14 protein-coding genes are annotated in these 14631 nt (G+C 59.9%); 11 read left to right on the forward strand and 3 right to left on the reverse strand.

Annotated features, from left to right (window positions below; genetic code table 11):
- The 3 genes from IE093_RS20875 to IE093_RS20885 form a co-directional block, all read right to left on the reverse strand.
- On the reverse strand, positions 1 to 750 hold the full coding sequence (locus IE093_RS20875; protein WP_189472628.1) for an amino acid ABC transporter ATP-binding protein: 750 nt from the start codon (positions 748 to 750) through the stop codon (positions 1 to 3).
- Positions 747 to 1421: an amino acid ABC transporter permease gene (locus IE093_RS20880; protein WP_189472630.1), complete on the reverse strand. Its 675-nt coding sequence runs from the start codon at positions 1419 to 1421 to the stop codon at positions 747 to 749. Before IE093_RS20880 ends, IE093_RS20875 begins: the two co-directional genes overlap by 4 nt.
- Positions 1422 to 1484: 63 nt before the next feature.
- Positions 1485 to 2327: a transporter substrate-binding domain-containing protein gene (locus tag IE093_RS20885; protein WP_189472632.1), complete on the reverse strand. Its 843-nt coding sequence runs from the start codon at positions 2325 to 2327 to the stop codon at positions 1485 to 1487.
- 329 nt (positions 2328 to 2656) lie between these two features.
- Here IE093_RS20885 and IE093_RS20890 point away from each other — a divergent pair, with 329 nt between their 5' ends.
- The 11 genes from IE093_RS20890 to IE093_RS20940 all read left to right on the forward strand — a co-directional run.
- Positions 2657 to 3406, forward strand: coding sequence for a GumC domain-containing protein (locus tag IE093_RS20890; protein ID WP_189472634.1), 750 nt, complete (start codon positions 2657 to 2659; stop codon positions 3404 to 3406).
- Positions 3407 to 3709: 303 nt separating this feature from the next.
- A complete protein-coding gene (locus IE093_RS20895; RefSeq protein ID WP_189472635.1) occupies positions 3710 to 4510 on the forward strand; it encodes a Wzz/FepE/Etk N-terminal domain-containing protein in 801 nt (266 codons plus the stop codon).
- Between the two features lie 57 nt (positions 4511 to 4567).
- Positions 4568 to 5902, forward strand: coding sequence for a UDP-glucose dehydrogenase family protein (locus IE093_RS20900; protein ID WP_189472637.1), 1335 nt, complete (start codon positions 4568 to 4570; stop codon positions 5900 to 5902).
- A gap of 709 nt (positions 5903 to 6611) precedes the next feature.
- Entirely contained in the window at positions 6612 to 6869 is a 258-nt protein-coding gene (locus IE093_RS20905) for a type II toxin-antitoxin system prevent-host-death family antitoxin (RefSeq protein WP_189472639.1), read from the forward strand.
- Positions 6869 to 7300, forward strand: a complete 432-nt coding sequence (locus tag IE093_RS20910; protein WP_189472641.1) for a type II toxin-antitoxin system VapC family toxin — start codon at positions 6869 to 6871, stop codon at positions 7298 to 7300. Before IE093_RS20905 ends, IE093_RS20910 begins: the two co-directional genes overlap by 1 nt.
- Positions 7301 to 7448: 148 nt before the next feature.
- A complete protein-coding gene (locus IE093_RS20915; RefSeq protein WP_189472643.1) occupies positions 7449 to 8525 on the forward strand; it encodes a DUF2235 domain-containing protein in 1077 nt (358 codons plus the stop codon).
- Between the two features lie 100 nt (positions 8526 to 8625).
- Positions 8626 to 10098, forward strand: coding sequence for a Fic family protein (locus IE093_RS20920; RefSeq protein ID WP_189472646.1), 1473 nt, complete (start codon positions 8626 to 8628; stop codon positions 10096 to 10098).
- A gap of 113 nt (positions 10099 to 10211) precedes the next feature.
- Complete coding sequence (locus tag IE093_RS20925; RefSeq protein ID WP_189472654.1) at positions 10212 to 11234, forward strand: NAD-dependent epimerase; 1023 nt, start codon at positions 10212 to 10214, stop codon at positions 11232 to 11234.
- Positions 11235 to 11530: 296 nt separating this feature from the next.
- Complete coding sequence (locus tag IE093_RS20930; RefSeq protein WP_189472648.1) at positions 11531 to 13297, forward strand: SLC13 family permease; 1767 nt, start codon at positions 11531 to 11533, stop codon at positions 13295 to 13297.
- Positions 13298 to 13448: 151 nt separating this feature from the next.
- Entirely contained in the window at positions 13449 to 14252 is an 804-nt protein-coding gene (gene cysQ / locus IE093_RS20935; protein ID WP_189472656.1) for a 3'(2'),5'-bisphosphate nucleotidase CysQ, read from the forward strand.
- A 150-nt stretch (positions 14253 to 14402) separates the two neighbouring features.
- Positions 14403 to 14631, forward strand: a 229-nt coding sequence (locus IE093_RS20940) for a phosphoadenosine phosphosulfate reductase domain-containing protein (protein WP_189472650.1), incomplete at its 3' end; no start/stop codon positions are given.

A 14631-nucleotide genomic window follows, 5' to 3' on the forward strand; every position in this document is an offset into this window, starting at 1 on the left:
TCAACCCTCCTCGTGCTCGTGGGTGATCATGCGCAAGAATTGCGAGGTCCGCGCATGCTCCGGGCAAGTGAACAGCGTGGAGGGCGGCCCCTGCTCGACGATCACGCCGCCTTCCATGAAGATCACCTCATCGGCGGCGGCCTTGGCAAAGCCCATCTCATGGCTGACCACCAGCATGGTCATGCCGGCATTGGCCAGATCCTTCATCACCTGTACCACCTCGCCGGTCAGCTCCGGGTCCAGCGCCGAGGTCGGTTCGTCGAATAGAATCAGCTTGGGGTCCATGGCCAGCGCCCGGGCGATCGAAGCACGCTGCTTCTGGCCGCCGGAAAGCTCGGCGGGGTAGGCCTCCAGCTTGTCGGAAAGGCCCACGCGCTCCAGTTCTTCCAATGCCCGCTTCGTGGCCTCCCGTTTGGAACGGCCCAACACGTTGCGCTGTGCAAGGCGCACGTTATCCAACACCCGCAAGTGGGTGAAAAGATTGAACTCCTGGAACACGAAGCCGATCTGGGCGCGTATCTGGTTGATGCCCCTTTCCTCCACCGTCACGCCATCGAGGATGACGCTGCCGCTGTCGGGCGGGCTCAGCAGGTTGATACAGCGCAACAGGGTCGATTTGCCGGTTCCCGAAGGGCCGATCACGATCTTCGACTGGCCGCGCTCCAGGTCGAAGCTCACGCCCTTGAGCACCTCCACGCCGCCATAGGTCTTGCGCACATCGCGTACACGCAAAATCGGGTTGTCGCTCATGAGCTTGCCCCCCGGCCTTCGAAACCCGGCACGGCGAGCTTGCGTTCCAATGCGTATAGCCCTGCGTTGCCCAGCCGGTTGACCACGAAATACATCGCCGCCACCACGGCGAACACCGTCAACGTATTGCCCTGCAGGTTGGAAACGATATAGCTCGCCTGGCGGGTCAGCTCGACCACGCCGATCACATAGGCCAGCGAGGTCGCCTTCAACTCTGCGGAATACTCGTTGGTCCACGGGCCAATCGAACGTCGCAACGCCTGGGGCAAAACGATGTGCCAGATCGCCCCCAGCCGTGACATGCCCAATGCGCGGGCGGCCATCACCTCACCGCCGGCCACCGACTGGATCGACCCGCGAAAGATCTGCGCCTGATACGCCGTGGAACGTAGTCCCAGCGCGAGTACCGCGGCCAAGAACGGCGACAGCGGCAACAGCTCGCCAATGCCGTAGAAGAACAGCAACAGCAGCACGATCTCGGGAATGCCGCGGAAGATCCGCTCGAAAACCACCGTGAACAGGCGCAGGGTCCAGTGCCCGTACACGCTCATCACGGCCAGCGTCAGCCCCAGCACGAAGCCCAGGGCGAGCAGGGCGGCCAGCAGTTGAACCCCGATCCACAAGCCGCGCAGCAGGAACGGGAATTCGGCCACCAAGGTGTCGAAAACCATCGAATGCACTCCAAATACTTGTCAGGAGGCCCCGCCGGGCGAAGCCAGCGGGGCAGGGGTAGCCTATTCTTCCCCGAGACCAGCGATCGGTTCCTGATAGGTCCTGACATAATCGGGCATGGTGGCGGGAATTTGTCGGATAGTGGCATAAGGCGCGTAGGAGTGAACGATTTCCTGCCACTTGCCGGACTCATACAGCTCCATGATGCCCCGGTTCAGGGTACCCAGAATGCCGTTGGGGTCGCCACGCGACACCGCCAGCGCCTGTGGCTGGCCCTGGGTGATGGTGCCGGCGATACGCACGTCGCGGCCCTTGCTGATGAAATCCTCGGCGGTATCGGTGCTCACCACCACCGAATCGATCCGCCCCACGCCCATGTCCTCGATCGCCGTCACGTAATCCTCGTAACTGCGCAAGGTCACGTCGATATCCTCGTTCTCGACCAGGTTGGCCTGGATCCAGCTATGCTGGGTCGAGCCACCCTGGGCGCCGATGGTGGCACCACAGCATAGCGCGGTGACGACATTCAGCTCGGAATCGGCGTTGACCAGCACCTCGTCGTCGTTCTCCCACCACGGAATGGTGAAATCCAATACTTCGTTGCGCTCCCTGGTCACGTTCAAGCCGGTGACCAGCAAGTCGATGCGCTCATTGGCGAGTGCCGGAATCAACGACGGCCACGGCATGTCGCGGAACTCCACCTCCAGCCCCTGGTTCTCGGCGATCGCCCGCATCGCATCCACGGCGATGCCCTTGTATTCGCCGCCCTGGGCATAGGCCCAAGGCGGAAAGGCCGCCTCGATCCCCGCCACCAGCGGCTCGTCCTGGGCATGGCTCAGGGTGAAGGTGCCGCCCAGCAGTAGAGAGGACAACAGAAGCGTACGGCACAGCTTGTTCTTGTTCATGTTCATCAATGACCTCAAATCGCGATTGGTTATGTCATAGCCCTCGACAATGACTCACTTTCCAGCGTAGTGGGGCTGGCTGTGGCGGGCAAATTCATGATTTTCAAGCTCATAGCTGAAGCTGGTTGAGTTACCCCGTGATCGGTTCGTTTCAGAGTATCGGGAAGTGGAAGTTTCATAGAAGAGTAGACCGAGCGCGAATGGAAAAACTTTCTTACACTTGGTTACAGTGCTTCCCCAAGGAACGCTGCGCTTCAGTGCATACACCATAACGACAGCGATGCACCCCCGGCTGGTGCGGTGCAGACCGTGAAAGCAAGGGAATTGACATGTCTCCGCCACCACCTGCCAATGATGAGGACACCTCGCTGGTCGAGCTTGCCGCTCTGCTGGTCAAGCGTTGGAAGGCCATGCTGGCGATCTTCCTGGCTGTCACCCTTGTAGCGTCAGCCTTTGCGCTACTTAAGCCCACGAAATATCGCTATACCTCGATCTACCAGATTGCCGAGTACCAGAATCAGGATGGGGACATCGAGGCACTGGAATCTCCAGGAGCCGTGCTTACCCAGATACGCTCCTTGGTCCTGCCAACTGCCACTCGTGCCTTCCTTGCCGATCACGATGCAGAAGCAATGCCCTTCCCGGTTGATATCAGCCAACCAAGTGGGACGAGGTTAGTCGTCCTGCAGACTGAAACAACCCAGGACCAAGCACGCAATGTCGAGATCGTGCATAGTGCTGTGTTGGAGGGGATACGATCGCTGCAGAACAGGCGTTTCGAGCGCTTGCGCCAAAGCCTGGAATCTCGCCTGGCCACCCACGAAACCGCTCTGGCAGATACGTCAGGGGAAGGCACCGCCCTGCTGGTCGAGGAGATCGCCCGACTGGAGGACCAGCTTGCCGCCATGCAAGAGGGAGAGATTTCTCAACTTGCCGTGGTATCCCTGGAACCGGTAGGGCTCAGCCGGGGAGTGATCATTGGATCAGGCGTATTGCTCGCCATCGTTTTGGCGGTGCTTGGCGTGTTCATTCTGCATTTCGCCGGCCTGGTCAGAAACAGCCTTCGCCACGAACATTGACAAGTGTTGCGGGCAGACGACATGGGGTGTCGGCGGTAAGTAACGCCTTAAAAACAAAAAATATACGCGCTTGGCCTAGAGCTAGGTGCCAGCGTTCTCTAAAATGGCGGCTTCGAAGCATTGCCCGTATGCCAGCACAGCCGTCGTGAGCCACCTTGCTGTCATCATCATGCATCAGCTCGCAAGTGCTGTGCGGTGCATACTTTTTGCCAAACATGTCGACTGCAAGGGCCTTGAGAACCGCCCGGAACAATCTCCGGGCGGTAGCGTGCCCAGCTTTTTTGCGTCGCCGGAACGGAAACCATGACGAATACTCCTCCCCAGTTTTCTCCCCAAGCCAACCGCCCCGAACACGACGACGAAATCTCCCTGGTCGATCTGGCCAAGATCATGGTCAAGCGATGGAAGGCCATGACGGTCATCTTCTTCCTGGTTGTTGCCGCTGCGCTCGCCTATGCGTTGCTGATGCCACGGGAGTATCAGTACGCCTCGATCTACAACGTCGCCGAACAGTCGCCAACCAACGCGCTGGAAGCGCCATCGTCGCTGGTTGCCAAGGCGAGTAACCTCTACCTGGGGCCGCTGACCCGTGAACTGATCGCTGAGCAGGGTTGGGAGAACCTGCCGTTCAATGTGGAGATCAGCAACCCTGACGACACCTTGCTAGTCACGCTTTCCAGCCCCGCGTCACAGGAATATGCCGGTGCGGTGGAAACCCTGCACCAGCGCTTGCTGGAACGCATGCGACAAGGCCAGCAGAGTCTAGTCGAACGCCGCCGCGAGACTCTCGAACGGCAACTGGAAAGCAGCCAGCAAGCCTTGGAGGCAGTGCAAAATTCCAGTAGCTTCAGTGCGGGTGAATTGATTGCCACCTACACCAACCGTATCGCCAACCTGGAAGCCAGCCTGGCCGATTTGCGGGAAGGTGAAGTCAGCCAGGTCGCGGTACAAAGCCTTAAGCCCGCGGGTACCAGTAGAAGCTTGATACTGGCGCTGGGCATCGTGCTTGGCGGCATGTTGGCGGTGATCGGCGTGTTCGTCATGCAGTTCGCCAGCCTGGTATGTGCAAGCCTCAAGGAGGATGGGGAAAGCGGCTCGTCCTGACAGGCCGCTTTCTTCCGTCTTACTTCTTCCACCTTGCTTTTTCGCTAAGGGACTGCCATGAACGTCACAGTATTCGGAACCGGCTACGTAGGGCTGGTACAAGGCGCCATCCTGGCCGATGTGGGCCATCATGTGATGTGCGTGGACGTGGACGCCGACAAGATCGAACGCCTGAAGCAGGGCATCATCCCCATCTACGAGCCGGGGCTGGAGCCGCTGGTCAAGGAAAACTACGCCGCCGGGCGGCTGGATTTCACTACCGACGCCGCTGAAGGCGTGAAACATGGCGATATCCAGTTCATCGCCGTGGGTACGCCGCCGGACGAAGACGGCTCCGCCGACCTCAAGTACGTGCTGGTGGTAGCCGAAACCATCGCCCAGCACATGGAACGCCACCGCATCGTGGTCGACAAGTCCACCGTGCCGGTGGGAACCGCCGACAAAGTGCGCATCAGAATGCAGGAGGTTCTGGCCAGCCGCGGGCGTGAGGATCTCACCTTCGACGTGGTCTCCAATCCCGAATTCCTCAAGGAAGGCTCGGCGGTGGCCGACTGCCAGAAGCCGGACCGCATCATCATCGGCACCGAAAGCGAAGACAGCGTCGATGCCATGCGCGAGCTCTACACGCCGTTCAACCGCAACCACGACAAGGTCATGGTCATGGACGTGCGCAGCGCCGAGCTCACCAAGTACGCCGCCAACTGCATGCTGGCCACCAAGATCAGCTTCATGAACGAGATCGCCAACCTGGCCGAACGGCTGGGTGCCGATGTCGAAATGGTGCGCCAGGGCATCGGCAGTGACCCACGCATTGGCTACCACTTCATCTATCCTGGGGTGGGCTACGGCGGCTCCTGCTTCCCCAAGGACGTGCAGGCGCTGATCCGCACCGCTGGCGACATTGACTTCGACGCCAAGGTGCTCAAGGCCGTGGAAGCGCGCAATGCCGAACAGAAGACCACCCTGTTCCAGAAGGTCCGGGCCCACTTCGGCGATGAACTGGCCGGTAAGACCTTTGCCGTGTGGGGGCTCGCCTTCAAGCCCAACACCGATGACATGCGCGAAGCTCCCAGCCGGGTGCTGATGGAAGCGCTATGGGAGGCTGGCGCCAAGGTCCAGGCCTACGACCCCGAAGCCATGGAAGAAGCGCAGCGGCTGTACGGCACACGTGACGAATTGACCCTGTGTGGCACCAAGGAAACCGCCCTGCGCGGCGCCGACGCCCTGGTCATCGTCACTGAATGGCAAAGTTTCCGCGCCCCCGACTTCGAACTGATCAAGCAACAGCTCTCGGAGCCGACCATCTTCGACGGTCGCAACATGTTCGACCCCCGGCGCATGGCCAAAAAAGGCTTCACCTACTACTCCGTCGGCAGAAACGCGAATCGCTGATGCCATGTTGGAACGGCTTCAGCCCCGATGAATGTGCCTCCAGGCCCGAATCAGCTACGAAATCCAATGTAGGAGCGACCGTGGTCGCGATGGATAGGGCCACCCAAGCCGGCCTGACGGCCGGATCGCCGCCACGGCGGCTCCTACAGATGCGTGCTACTTGCCCCTTGTGGGAGCGGCTTCAGCCGCGATGAAGGCGCCACCAGGCCTGAATCAGCTACGAAGTCCAGTGTAGGAGCGACCGTGGTCGCNGGCCACCCAAGCCGGCCTGACGGCCGGATCGCCGCCACGGCGGCTCCTACAGATGCGTGCTACTTGCCCCTTGTGGGAGCGGCTTCAGCCGCGATGAATATGCCACCAGGCCCGAATCAGCGACGAAATCCAATGTAGGAGTGACCGTGGTCGCGATGGATAGGGGCACCCAAGCCGGCCTGACGGCCGGATCGCCGCCACGGCGGCTCCTACAGATGCGTGCTACTTGCCCCTTGTGGGAGCGGCTTCAGCCGCGATGAAGGCGCCACCAGGCCTGAATCAGCTACGAAGTCCAGTGTAGGAGCGACCGTGGTCGCGAAGCGGGTGACCAACAAGTAGGAAATAGCCCAAGGTGGGAGCGCAGCTCGCTGCGCGATCCGGCCGTCAGGCAGGTGTGGTTGCCATGCCATATGCTACAATGTAGCTACGTAGCTACATGGGTAAAGGAAACGCAGTTATGAAGTCCACCATGACAAGTCGTGAATTCAATCATGATGCGAGTCGTGCCAAGCGCGCAGCACGCCAAGGGCCTGTCATTATCACTGAGCGTGGCAAGCCCTCGCATGTGCTGCTTTCCTACGAGGAGTATGAAAAACTGCGTCACTCGAAAGACGGCCAGAATATCATTGAGCTCTTGGCGGATACGGATGCCTCTGAAGTGGAGTTTGAACCACAAGCCCCATCATCCTTGGTCAAGGATGTGGACTTGGACTGATGTATCTGTGTGATACCAATGTGGTTTCCGAGTTGCGTAAGGCTGCCAGCCGGCGAGCGGATCCTTACCTTGTTTCCTGGGCAAGCCAAGTGGCTCCCGAGTATCTTTTCCTTTCCGTCATCACGGTGCTTGAGCTCGAGCTCGGTATTCTGCGTAAAGAGCGTGAAGACGCGCAGCAAGGCAAGATTCTGAGGCGCTGGTTGGTTGAAAAACTATTGCCGGCCTTCGAGGGGCGCATACTTCCCATCACAGTGGCAGTGGCACAACGTTGTGCCGCACTGCATGTTCCTGATCCCAAGTCGGAGCGAGATGCCTTGATTGCTGCTACGGCCATAGAGGCCGGAATGATGGTGGTGACCCGCAATATCAAAGACTTTGAAGCGACAGGCGTGTCACTCATCAATCCTTGGGAACACGAGGCAGGGAACTAAGGCGCCAAAGCTAATGTAGGAGCGCCCGTGGGCGCGAAGCGGGTGGCCCACAAGTAGGAAATCGCCCAAGGTGGGAGCGCAGCTTGCTGCGCGATCCGGACGTCAGGCCGGCAAATTAAGAAAAACCATAACGGCAGGGAAGCTGAACATGACACGCAACCTCGTGGTTTGCTGCGATGGCACGGCCAATCAATACGATGCCGTCAACACCAACGTCGTGCATCTGTTTTCACGGCTGATCAAGGGCGACAAGCAAATCGCCCATTACGAACCCGGGGTAGGCACCTTTCCGGCTCCCGGGCGGTGGGGCGACCACATGGGCATCACGCTCGGCAAGCTGTTCGGTTACGGCCTCACCCAAAACATCGAAAACGGCTATCGCTTCCTGATGAAGCACTACCGGCCCGGCGACCGTATCTTCCTGTTCGGCTTTAGCCGCGGGGCCTACGCCGTACGCTGCCTGGCCGGCATGTTGCGCAAATGCGGCCTGCTCTACCCCTTCATGGGGGAAATGGTGCCCTATACCACCCGTCTATACCTCGAGAAGGGCAACGACGAGGCTGCCGAAGGCTACAAGGACCTTTACGGTCGGCTGGCGCCGGTACACTTCATCGGCGTGTGGGATACCGTGGACTCGCTGGGCTATCTCTACACCAAGCGGCGCTTCTTCAACGCCAAACTGAGTGAAGAGGTTGGTTTTGGTTACCACGCCCTGGCCATCGATGAGCGACGCCCCAAGTTCGAGCCGCTATTGTGGGACGAGAGCCTGAAAGCCGATCACCAAACCATCGAACAGGTCTGGTTTCCCGGGGCACATGCCGATGTCGGCGGCGGCTACGCCGAGAGAGGCCTGGCCGAGATCAGCCTGCAATGGATGATCGAACGCGCCGCGGTACAAGGGTTGCGTTTCCAGCAAGGGCTGCGGCTGCTACAGCCGGCGGACCCCGCCGCCAAACTTCACGACTCGTTGGCCACCCCCTGCGGGCGCATGCTCAAATGGCTGCACCTCGGGTCGCGTCCACGCCGAATTCCTGAAGGAGCGCTGGTGCACGAAAGCGTGGAGCAGCGTATGGCTAGTTGCGACTATCGTCCCAGCACGCTGCCTGGCAGCTACACTATGGTAGCCGCGCAGGCGCCGATCTCGACAGCCAGGGTGGGAACACCGTTTACCGTGGTACATGGCCGCCAGACCAGCCATCCGGCTACCTACTCAAACTCAGGTTAAAAAAATTATTGCTCCTGGGCTGAAAGTGAAAGTTTTGTTGGCTGGGTGAAGAAAAAATTGATTCAATGAGGAGCACTGAACCTCAAGACATGAGCGCGGCATGACCCCAGTTGGTTATGAATATCTGCGGCAGACACTGAATCTGAGCGCCTTTCAACCCGAGTTGCCTGCTCAGGTAAGGCCAGTGACGCGGATCACAAGGTTGAGTGATTGCCTGGCGGTACCGCCTCATCGGGCACCGCGAGACGAGGCCTTGGCCCACCTGTTGTTCGCATTGAAGCACGAAGGGGTCAACCTGGCGATTCTGGCTGAAGCGCTGCCCAAGCTGGACCCAGACGGGCTGCTCGAGGCACTGCGTGAAGCGCCCAATGGGGTCTACCTGCGCAAGCTCGGCTTTCTCCACGAAGCGTTCACTGGGCAACTCTTGGATTATCAGCCCGAGGTACGGGGGCGGGCGGTGTCGCTGTTCGATCCACGCCAGTACGTCACCGGGCTCAACCGGCGCGATTCACGCTGGCGTATCGATTTCAATGGCCTGGGCTCGCTGCGGTGGTGTGCCACGGTGCGGCGAACGGCGGAGATCGACCGGCTTTTGGCCGAGGATGTGCTGACCAAAGCCATCGACTTCATCGACTCGCTGCCTGCCGAGATGCTGGACCGGGCGATGCAATGGGCTTATCTCAGTGAAACCCAGTCGTCGTTCGCAATCGAGCGCGAGGCTCCATCGGCCGACAAGCAGCAACGCTTCGTACAACTGCTTCACCAGGCTCATGAGCCAAGGGAACTGGATGAGTCCTATCTGGTGCAGTTGCAGAACACCACGCTCGACAATCCGTTCGACAAGGCTTACGGCTTTCGCGACGAACAGAATTTCCTGCATAACGGGCTGCGCGGCGCCATTGGGGTCAGTTATTTGCCACCACCACCCGAGCTATGCCGAGAGCTCATGGCAGAGCTGATCGAATTTGCCAACAATGCGCCAGGGCATGTGCACCCGCTGGTGGCTGCGGCGGTAACCTCTTTCGGATTCGTGCTGCTGCACCCCTTCATGGACGGCAACGGGCGGATATCGCGGTTTCTCGTCCATCAGCAGCTTTGTCAGTCCGGCATGCTGAAAAAGGGCTTGTTGCTGCCTGTCTCGGTGGCCATGAAACGTCATGAGTCTGAATATCTAGCAGCCCTGGTAATGTTCTCGCGGCCTGCTCGTGAGCGCTGGCATGTGAACTGGATCGATGCCGAGCATCATGACTTCGAGTTCGTAGGTAGTGACGCCATCTATCGCTATTGGGACGCGACGCCTGCCGTCGAATTCCTTCTGCGGATGGCCCAGACGGCACTGGAAACCGATCTCAAGGAAGAAACACGTTATCTTCACCATTTCGACCAGGTTTACCGGGCTGTGGATGAGCGCTTCGATATTAGAGGAAGCGATCTGGCACGACTGGTCATGATGTGCCTGAGTCATGATGGAAGGCTATCGAAGAACCGCCGCAAGCAGTTTCGCTACCAAGTGCCTGAAGAAGCCATGGACTTTCTCGAACAGCAAGCCCAACGGGTGATGCGCGAAGCGTGAATAGCATCGAGTTTTTATTGGAGCGGCCTGTTGTGTAGCAGTGGGAGCGCAGCTTGCTGCGCGATCCAGTCGCCAGGCCGGCTTCCGGCACCCAGCAAGGGACTCGTCTCATCATGAAAATCCTCGTTACCGGCAATGCCGGCTTCATCGGCTCCCATGTCGCCAAGAAATTGCTGGAACGTGGTGATAGCGTGGTCGGCTTCGACGACGTCAACGACTATTACGACACCGAACTCAAGGAAGCGCGCCTCAAGCTGCTCGAGGAAACGGCCCAACGTACCGGTAGTGGCTATCATTTCATTCGCGCCGACCTGGTCGACAGTCAGGCGGTGGAAGACTGCTTCGCGAATCACGAGTTCGACCGGGTGATCCACTTGGCCGCGCAAGCCGGAGTGCGTTATTCGCTGATCAACCCGCATTCCTACGTGCAGAGCAACATCGTTGGCTTCACCAACATCATCGAAGCATGCCGCCATGCATGGGTACCGCACCTGACCTACGCCAGCACCAGCAGTGTTTACGGCGCCAACACCACCATGCCGTTTTCCGAGCACCATGGGGTGGACCACCCGCTGCAGCTTTATGCCGCCACCAAGCGTGCCAACGAACTGATGGCTCACAGCTACAGCCACCTGTACCAGTTGCCGACCACCGGGTTGCGCTTCTTTACCGTATATGGCCCCTGGGGCCGGCCGGACATGGCACTGTTCAAATTCACCAAGAACATTCTCGAAGACCGGCCCATCCCGGTATTCAACCAAGGCAACCACACCCGCGACTTCACCTTCGTGGATGACATCGTGGAAGGGGTGATCCGCGCCAGCGACGACATCGCCCAGCCCGACCCGGCATGGAGCAGCGCCGAGCCGGACCCGGCAAGCAGCAATGCGCCGTACCGCATCTTCAATATCGGCAACAACAACCCGGTCAAGCTCAACGCCTATATCGAAGCGATCGAGGAAGCCGTGGGCAAGAAAGCCCTCAAGGAACTGCTGCCGCTGCAACCTGGCGACGTACCCGACACCTACGCTGACAGCACCGCCCTTGAGCAGGCCGTGGGCTACAAGCCAGCCACCCCGGTGAAGGAAGGCGTAGCCAAATTCGTCGCCTGGTATCGCGAATTCTATGGAGTGTGAAGCTGCCACCACACTTGGGCCTTGGCAGCAAAGCAAATTGTAGGAGCCGCCGTGGCGGCGATCCGGCCGCCAGGCCGGCTGATTTTCCATAACCCGACCGCCTTTTGTGGGAGCGCAGCTTGCTGCGCGATCCGGCCGCCAGGCCGGCCGATTTTCATAACTCGACTGTCTTTGTGGGAGCGCAGCTTGCTGCGCGATCCGGCCGTCAGGCCGGCCGATTTTCCTTAACCCGACCGCCTTTGTGGGAGCGCAGCTTGCTGCGCGATCCGGCCGCAAGGCCGGCTGAAATGGACTAAATGGAAGTAACCGCACTCACTACCCTTGCCACCGTCGCCGCCGTACTGCTGACACTGGCATCCACCCGTATCGCCCCGGATGTCATCCTGATGGCGGCGCTGGCATTCCTGGTCATCATCGGCATTCTCACCCCAGGCGAGGCGCTGGTGGGCTTTGCCAATCCCGGCGTCATGACCATCGCCGTGCTCTACGTGGTGGCGGCGGGCTTGAAGGAAACCGGCGCAATCCAGTGGGTCGCCCACCGTTTGCTGGGTCAGCCCAAGCAACTCAGGCAGGCACAGCTTCGGGTATTGCTGCCGGCTGCCGGCCTGAGCGCCTTCATGAACAACACCACCGTGGTCGCCATGTTCATTCCCGCCATTCAGGAATGGGCCGGGCGGCTCAAGCTGCCGCCTTCGAAGCTGCTGCTGCCGCTTAGCTACGCGGCGATCATCGGCGGCACCTGCACCCTGATCGGCACCAGTACTAACCTGGTGGTGGACGGGCTGCTGCAAACCGAGAAGGGCGTGGCCCTGGGCATGTTCGACCTGGCCTGGGTGGGCGTGCCGCTGGTGCTGGTGGGCGGCGGCTTCCTGTGGTTCTTTGCCGACCGCCTGTTGCCCAACCGCGAAGGGGTACTCGAACAGCTCGAAAGTGCCCGCGAATACAGTGTGGAAGTCAGTGTCGAGCCCAAGGGGCCGCTAGCGGGCAAAACGATCCAGGAAGCGGGGCTGCGCAACCTCACCCATGGCTACCTGGCGGATATCGAACGCGATGGGCGACTGATGACCGCGGTACCGCCCGAAACCGACCTCCGCGCCGGCGATATCCTGATCTTCATCGGCGCACCGGAATGCGCTCGGGAGCTGCGTCGCATTCACGGTTTGAAACCGGCCAATGGCGATGTGCACAAGCTGGATATCGCCCATCATCACCGTTGCCTGGTGGAAGCGGTGATTGGCCCCGACTTCGCCGGACTGAACCAGACCGTCAAGCAGTCGCGCTTTCGCAGCCGTTACCAGGCGGTGATCCTGTCGATCTCACGTGCCGGAAAGCGCCTGCCGGGCAAGGTCGGCGCCATCAAATTGCAGGTGGGCGATACCCTGCTGCTGGAAACCGGCCAGGAGTTCGTCGAGCAATACCGCTACCGCAAGGACTTCTTGCTGGTCAGCGCACTCAACGACTCCACACCGCCCGACTTCCGCAAGGCGCCCTGGGCGCTGGCGATTCTCGGCGGCATGGTCGCGACCAGCGCGCTGGGGCTGCTAAGCATTTTAGAAGCCGCGTTTCTCGCCGGTGGCGTCATGCTCGCCAGCCGCTGCGTAACCCCCAGCAAGGCGCGGCGCTATGTCGATCTTTCCGTGCTGATCGTGATCGCCGCATCGTTTTCGCTGGGTGCGGCGATGAACAAGACCGGCGCCGCCGCGCAGATCGCCCAATGGCTGATGCTGGCCGATGACCTGTCGCCCTGGCTGGCGCTGGCCATGGTCTATGTCATGACGGTCGTTTTCACCGAACTGATCACCAACAACGCCGCGGCGGTGCTGATGTTCCCCATCGCCATGGCGGTGGCCGAGCAACTGGGCGTCAGCTTCATGCCCTTTGCGCTGACCATCATGTTCGCGGCTTCAGCCAGCTTCATGACCCCACTGGGCTACCAGACCAACCTGATGGTGCTGGGGCCAGGGGGCTACCGGTTCACCGACTACCTGCGCCTGGGGGTGCCGTTGAGCGCCCTGGTGGCCATTACCGCGTTGGCACTGATACCGATGGTGTGGAGGTTTTGAGATGGAAGGTGCCGCTTCGCGGCATGAAGAAGGAAGGTGGAAGATGAACGGTAGCTAACGTTTTCTTCCTTCTTCAAGGTGCGAAGCACCGTACTTCCCTCTTTCATCTGTTTTCCAAGGAGTTTTCGTGACAAATTTTGTATCTTCCGACATGCAAGTACGCTTGATCGAAGGGGTACGTGATGCCGGTGAACAGGTATTGAAAATCTATCGGGGTGACTTCGAGGTCGAGACCAAGGCCGATGAAAGTCCCCTGACCGAGGCCGATATGGCCTCTCACCACGCGCTGTTGGCATTGCTTGAAGAGCTAACGCCTGATGTGCCGGTGTTGTCCGAGGAATCCGGTGAGATTCCTTTCGCCACTCGCCAGCAGTGGCAGCGTTATTGGTTGATCGACCCGCTGGATGGCACCAAGGAATTCATCAACAAGAACGGCGAATTCACCTTGAACGTGGCGTTGGTCGAAGCGAGTGTACCGGTGTTCGGCATCGTGCATGCCCCGGTGCTCGATACCACCTGGTGGGGGCAGCAGGGTTTGGGTGCCTACAAGATCGAAGGTGGTGCCAAGCGGGCGATTCAGGTTCGCCAGCTCCCGGACCCGGAAACGGAGGCCTGGAAGATTGTTGGCAGCCGCCGCCATGGCGCCGCTGAATTCGAGACCTTCTGTGCCAAGCTACCCAGAAACGAGCGGGTTTCCATGGGCAGCTCAATAAAACTATGCCTGGTGGCCGAAGGTTCTGCGGATCTCTATCCGCGCCTGGCTCCGACCAGCGAATGGGACACCGCCGCCGCCCAGGCTGTCGTCACCGCTGCCGGTGGCGAAGTGCTGGACGCGCATACCCTCGAACCGCTGCGCTGCAATCAGCAGGACAGCGTACTCAATCCTTGGTTTATCGTCTGTGGGCAGCGGGATGAGCGTTGGGAAAAGGCGTTGAAAGAGGCGCTACCCGCCTGAAGTTGAGAGAAGGAAGGGGGAAGACGGCGCTTCGCGCCTTGAAGAAGGAAGAAAAACCGAAATACTGCCCATCTTCCATCTTCCATCTTCCATCTTCCATCTTCCATCTTCCATCTTCCCGCTAATGGTTTTTTCTCCAAGGAATGATCGATGACTGAGTTATCGCCCGAGCGACAGACCCACCTCAAACAACTCGAGGCCGAGTCGATCCACATCATCCGTGAAGTGGCCGCCGAGTTCCGCCACCCGGTGATGCTCTACTCCATTGGCAAGGACTCGTCGGTGATGCTGCACCTGGCGCGCAAGGCCTTCTACCCGGGCACGCCGCCGTTCCCGTTGATGCACGTCAACACCACCTGGAAATTCCGCGAGATGATCG

Origin of the sequence: Litchfieldella qijiaojingensis (assembly GCF_014651875.1) — a bacterium.
Taxonomy (GTDB): domain Bacteria; phylum Pseudomonadota; class Gammaproteobacteria; order Pseudomonadales; family Halomonadaceae; genus Litchfieldella; species Litchfieldella qijiaojingensis.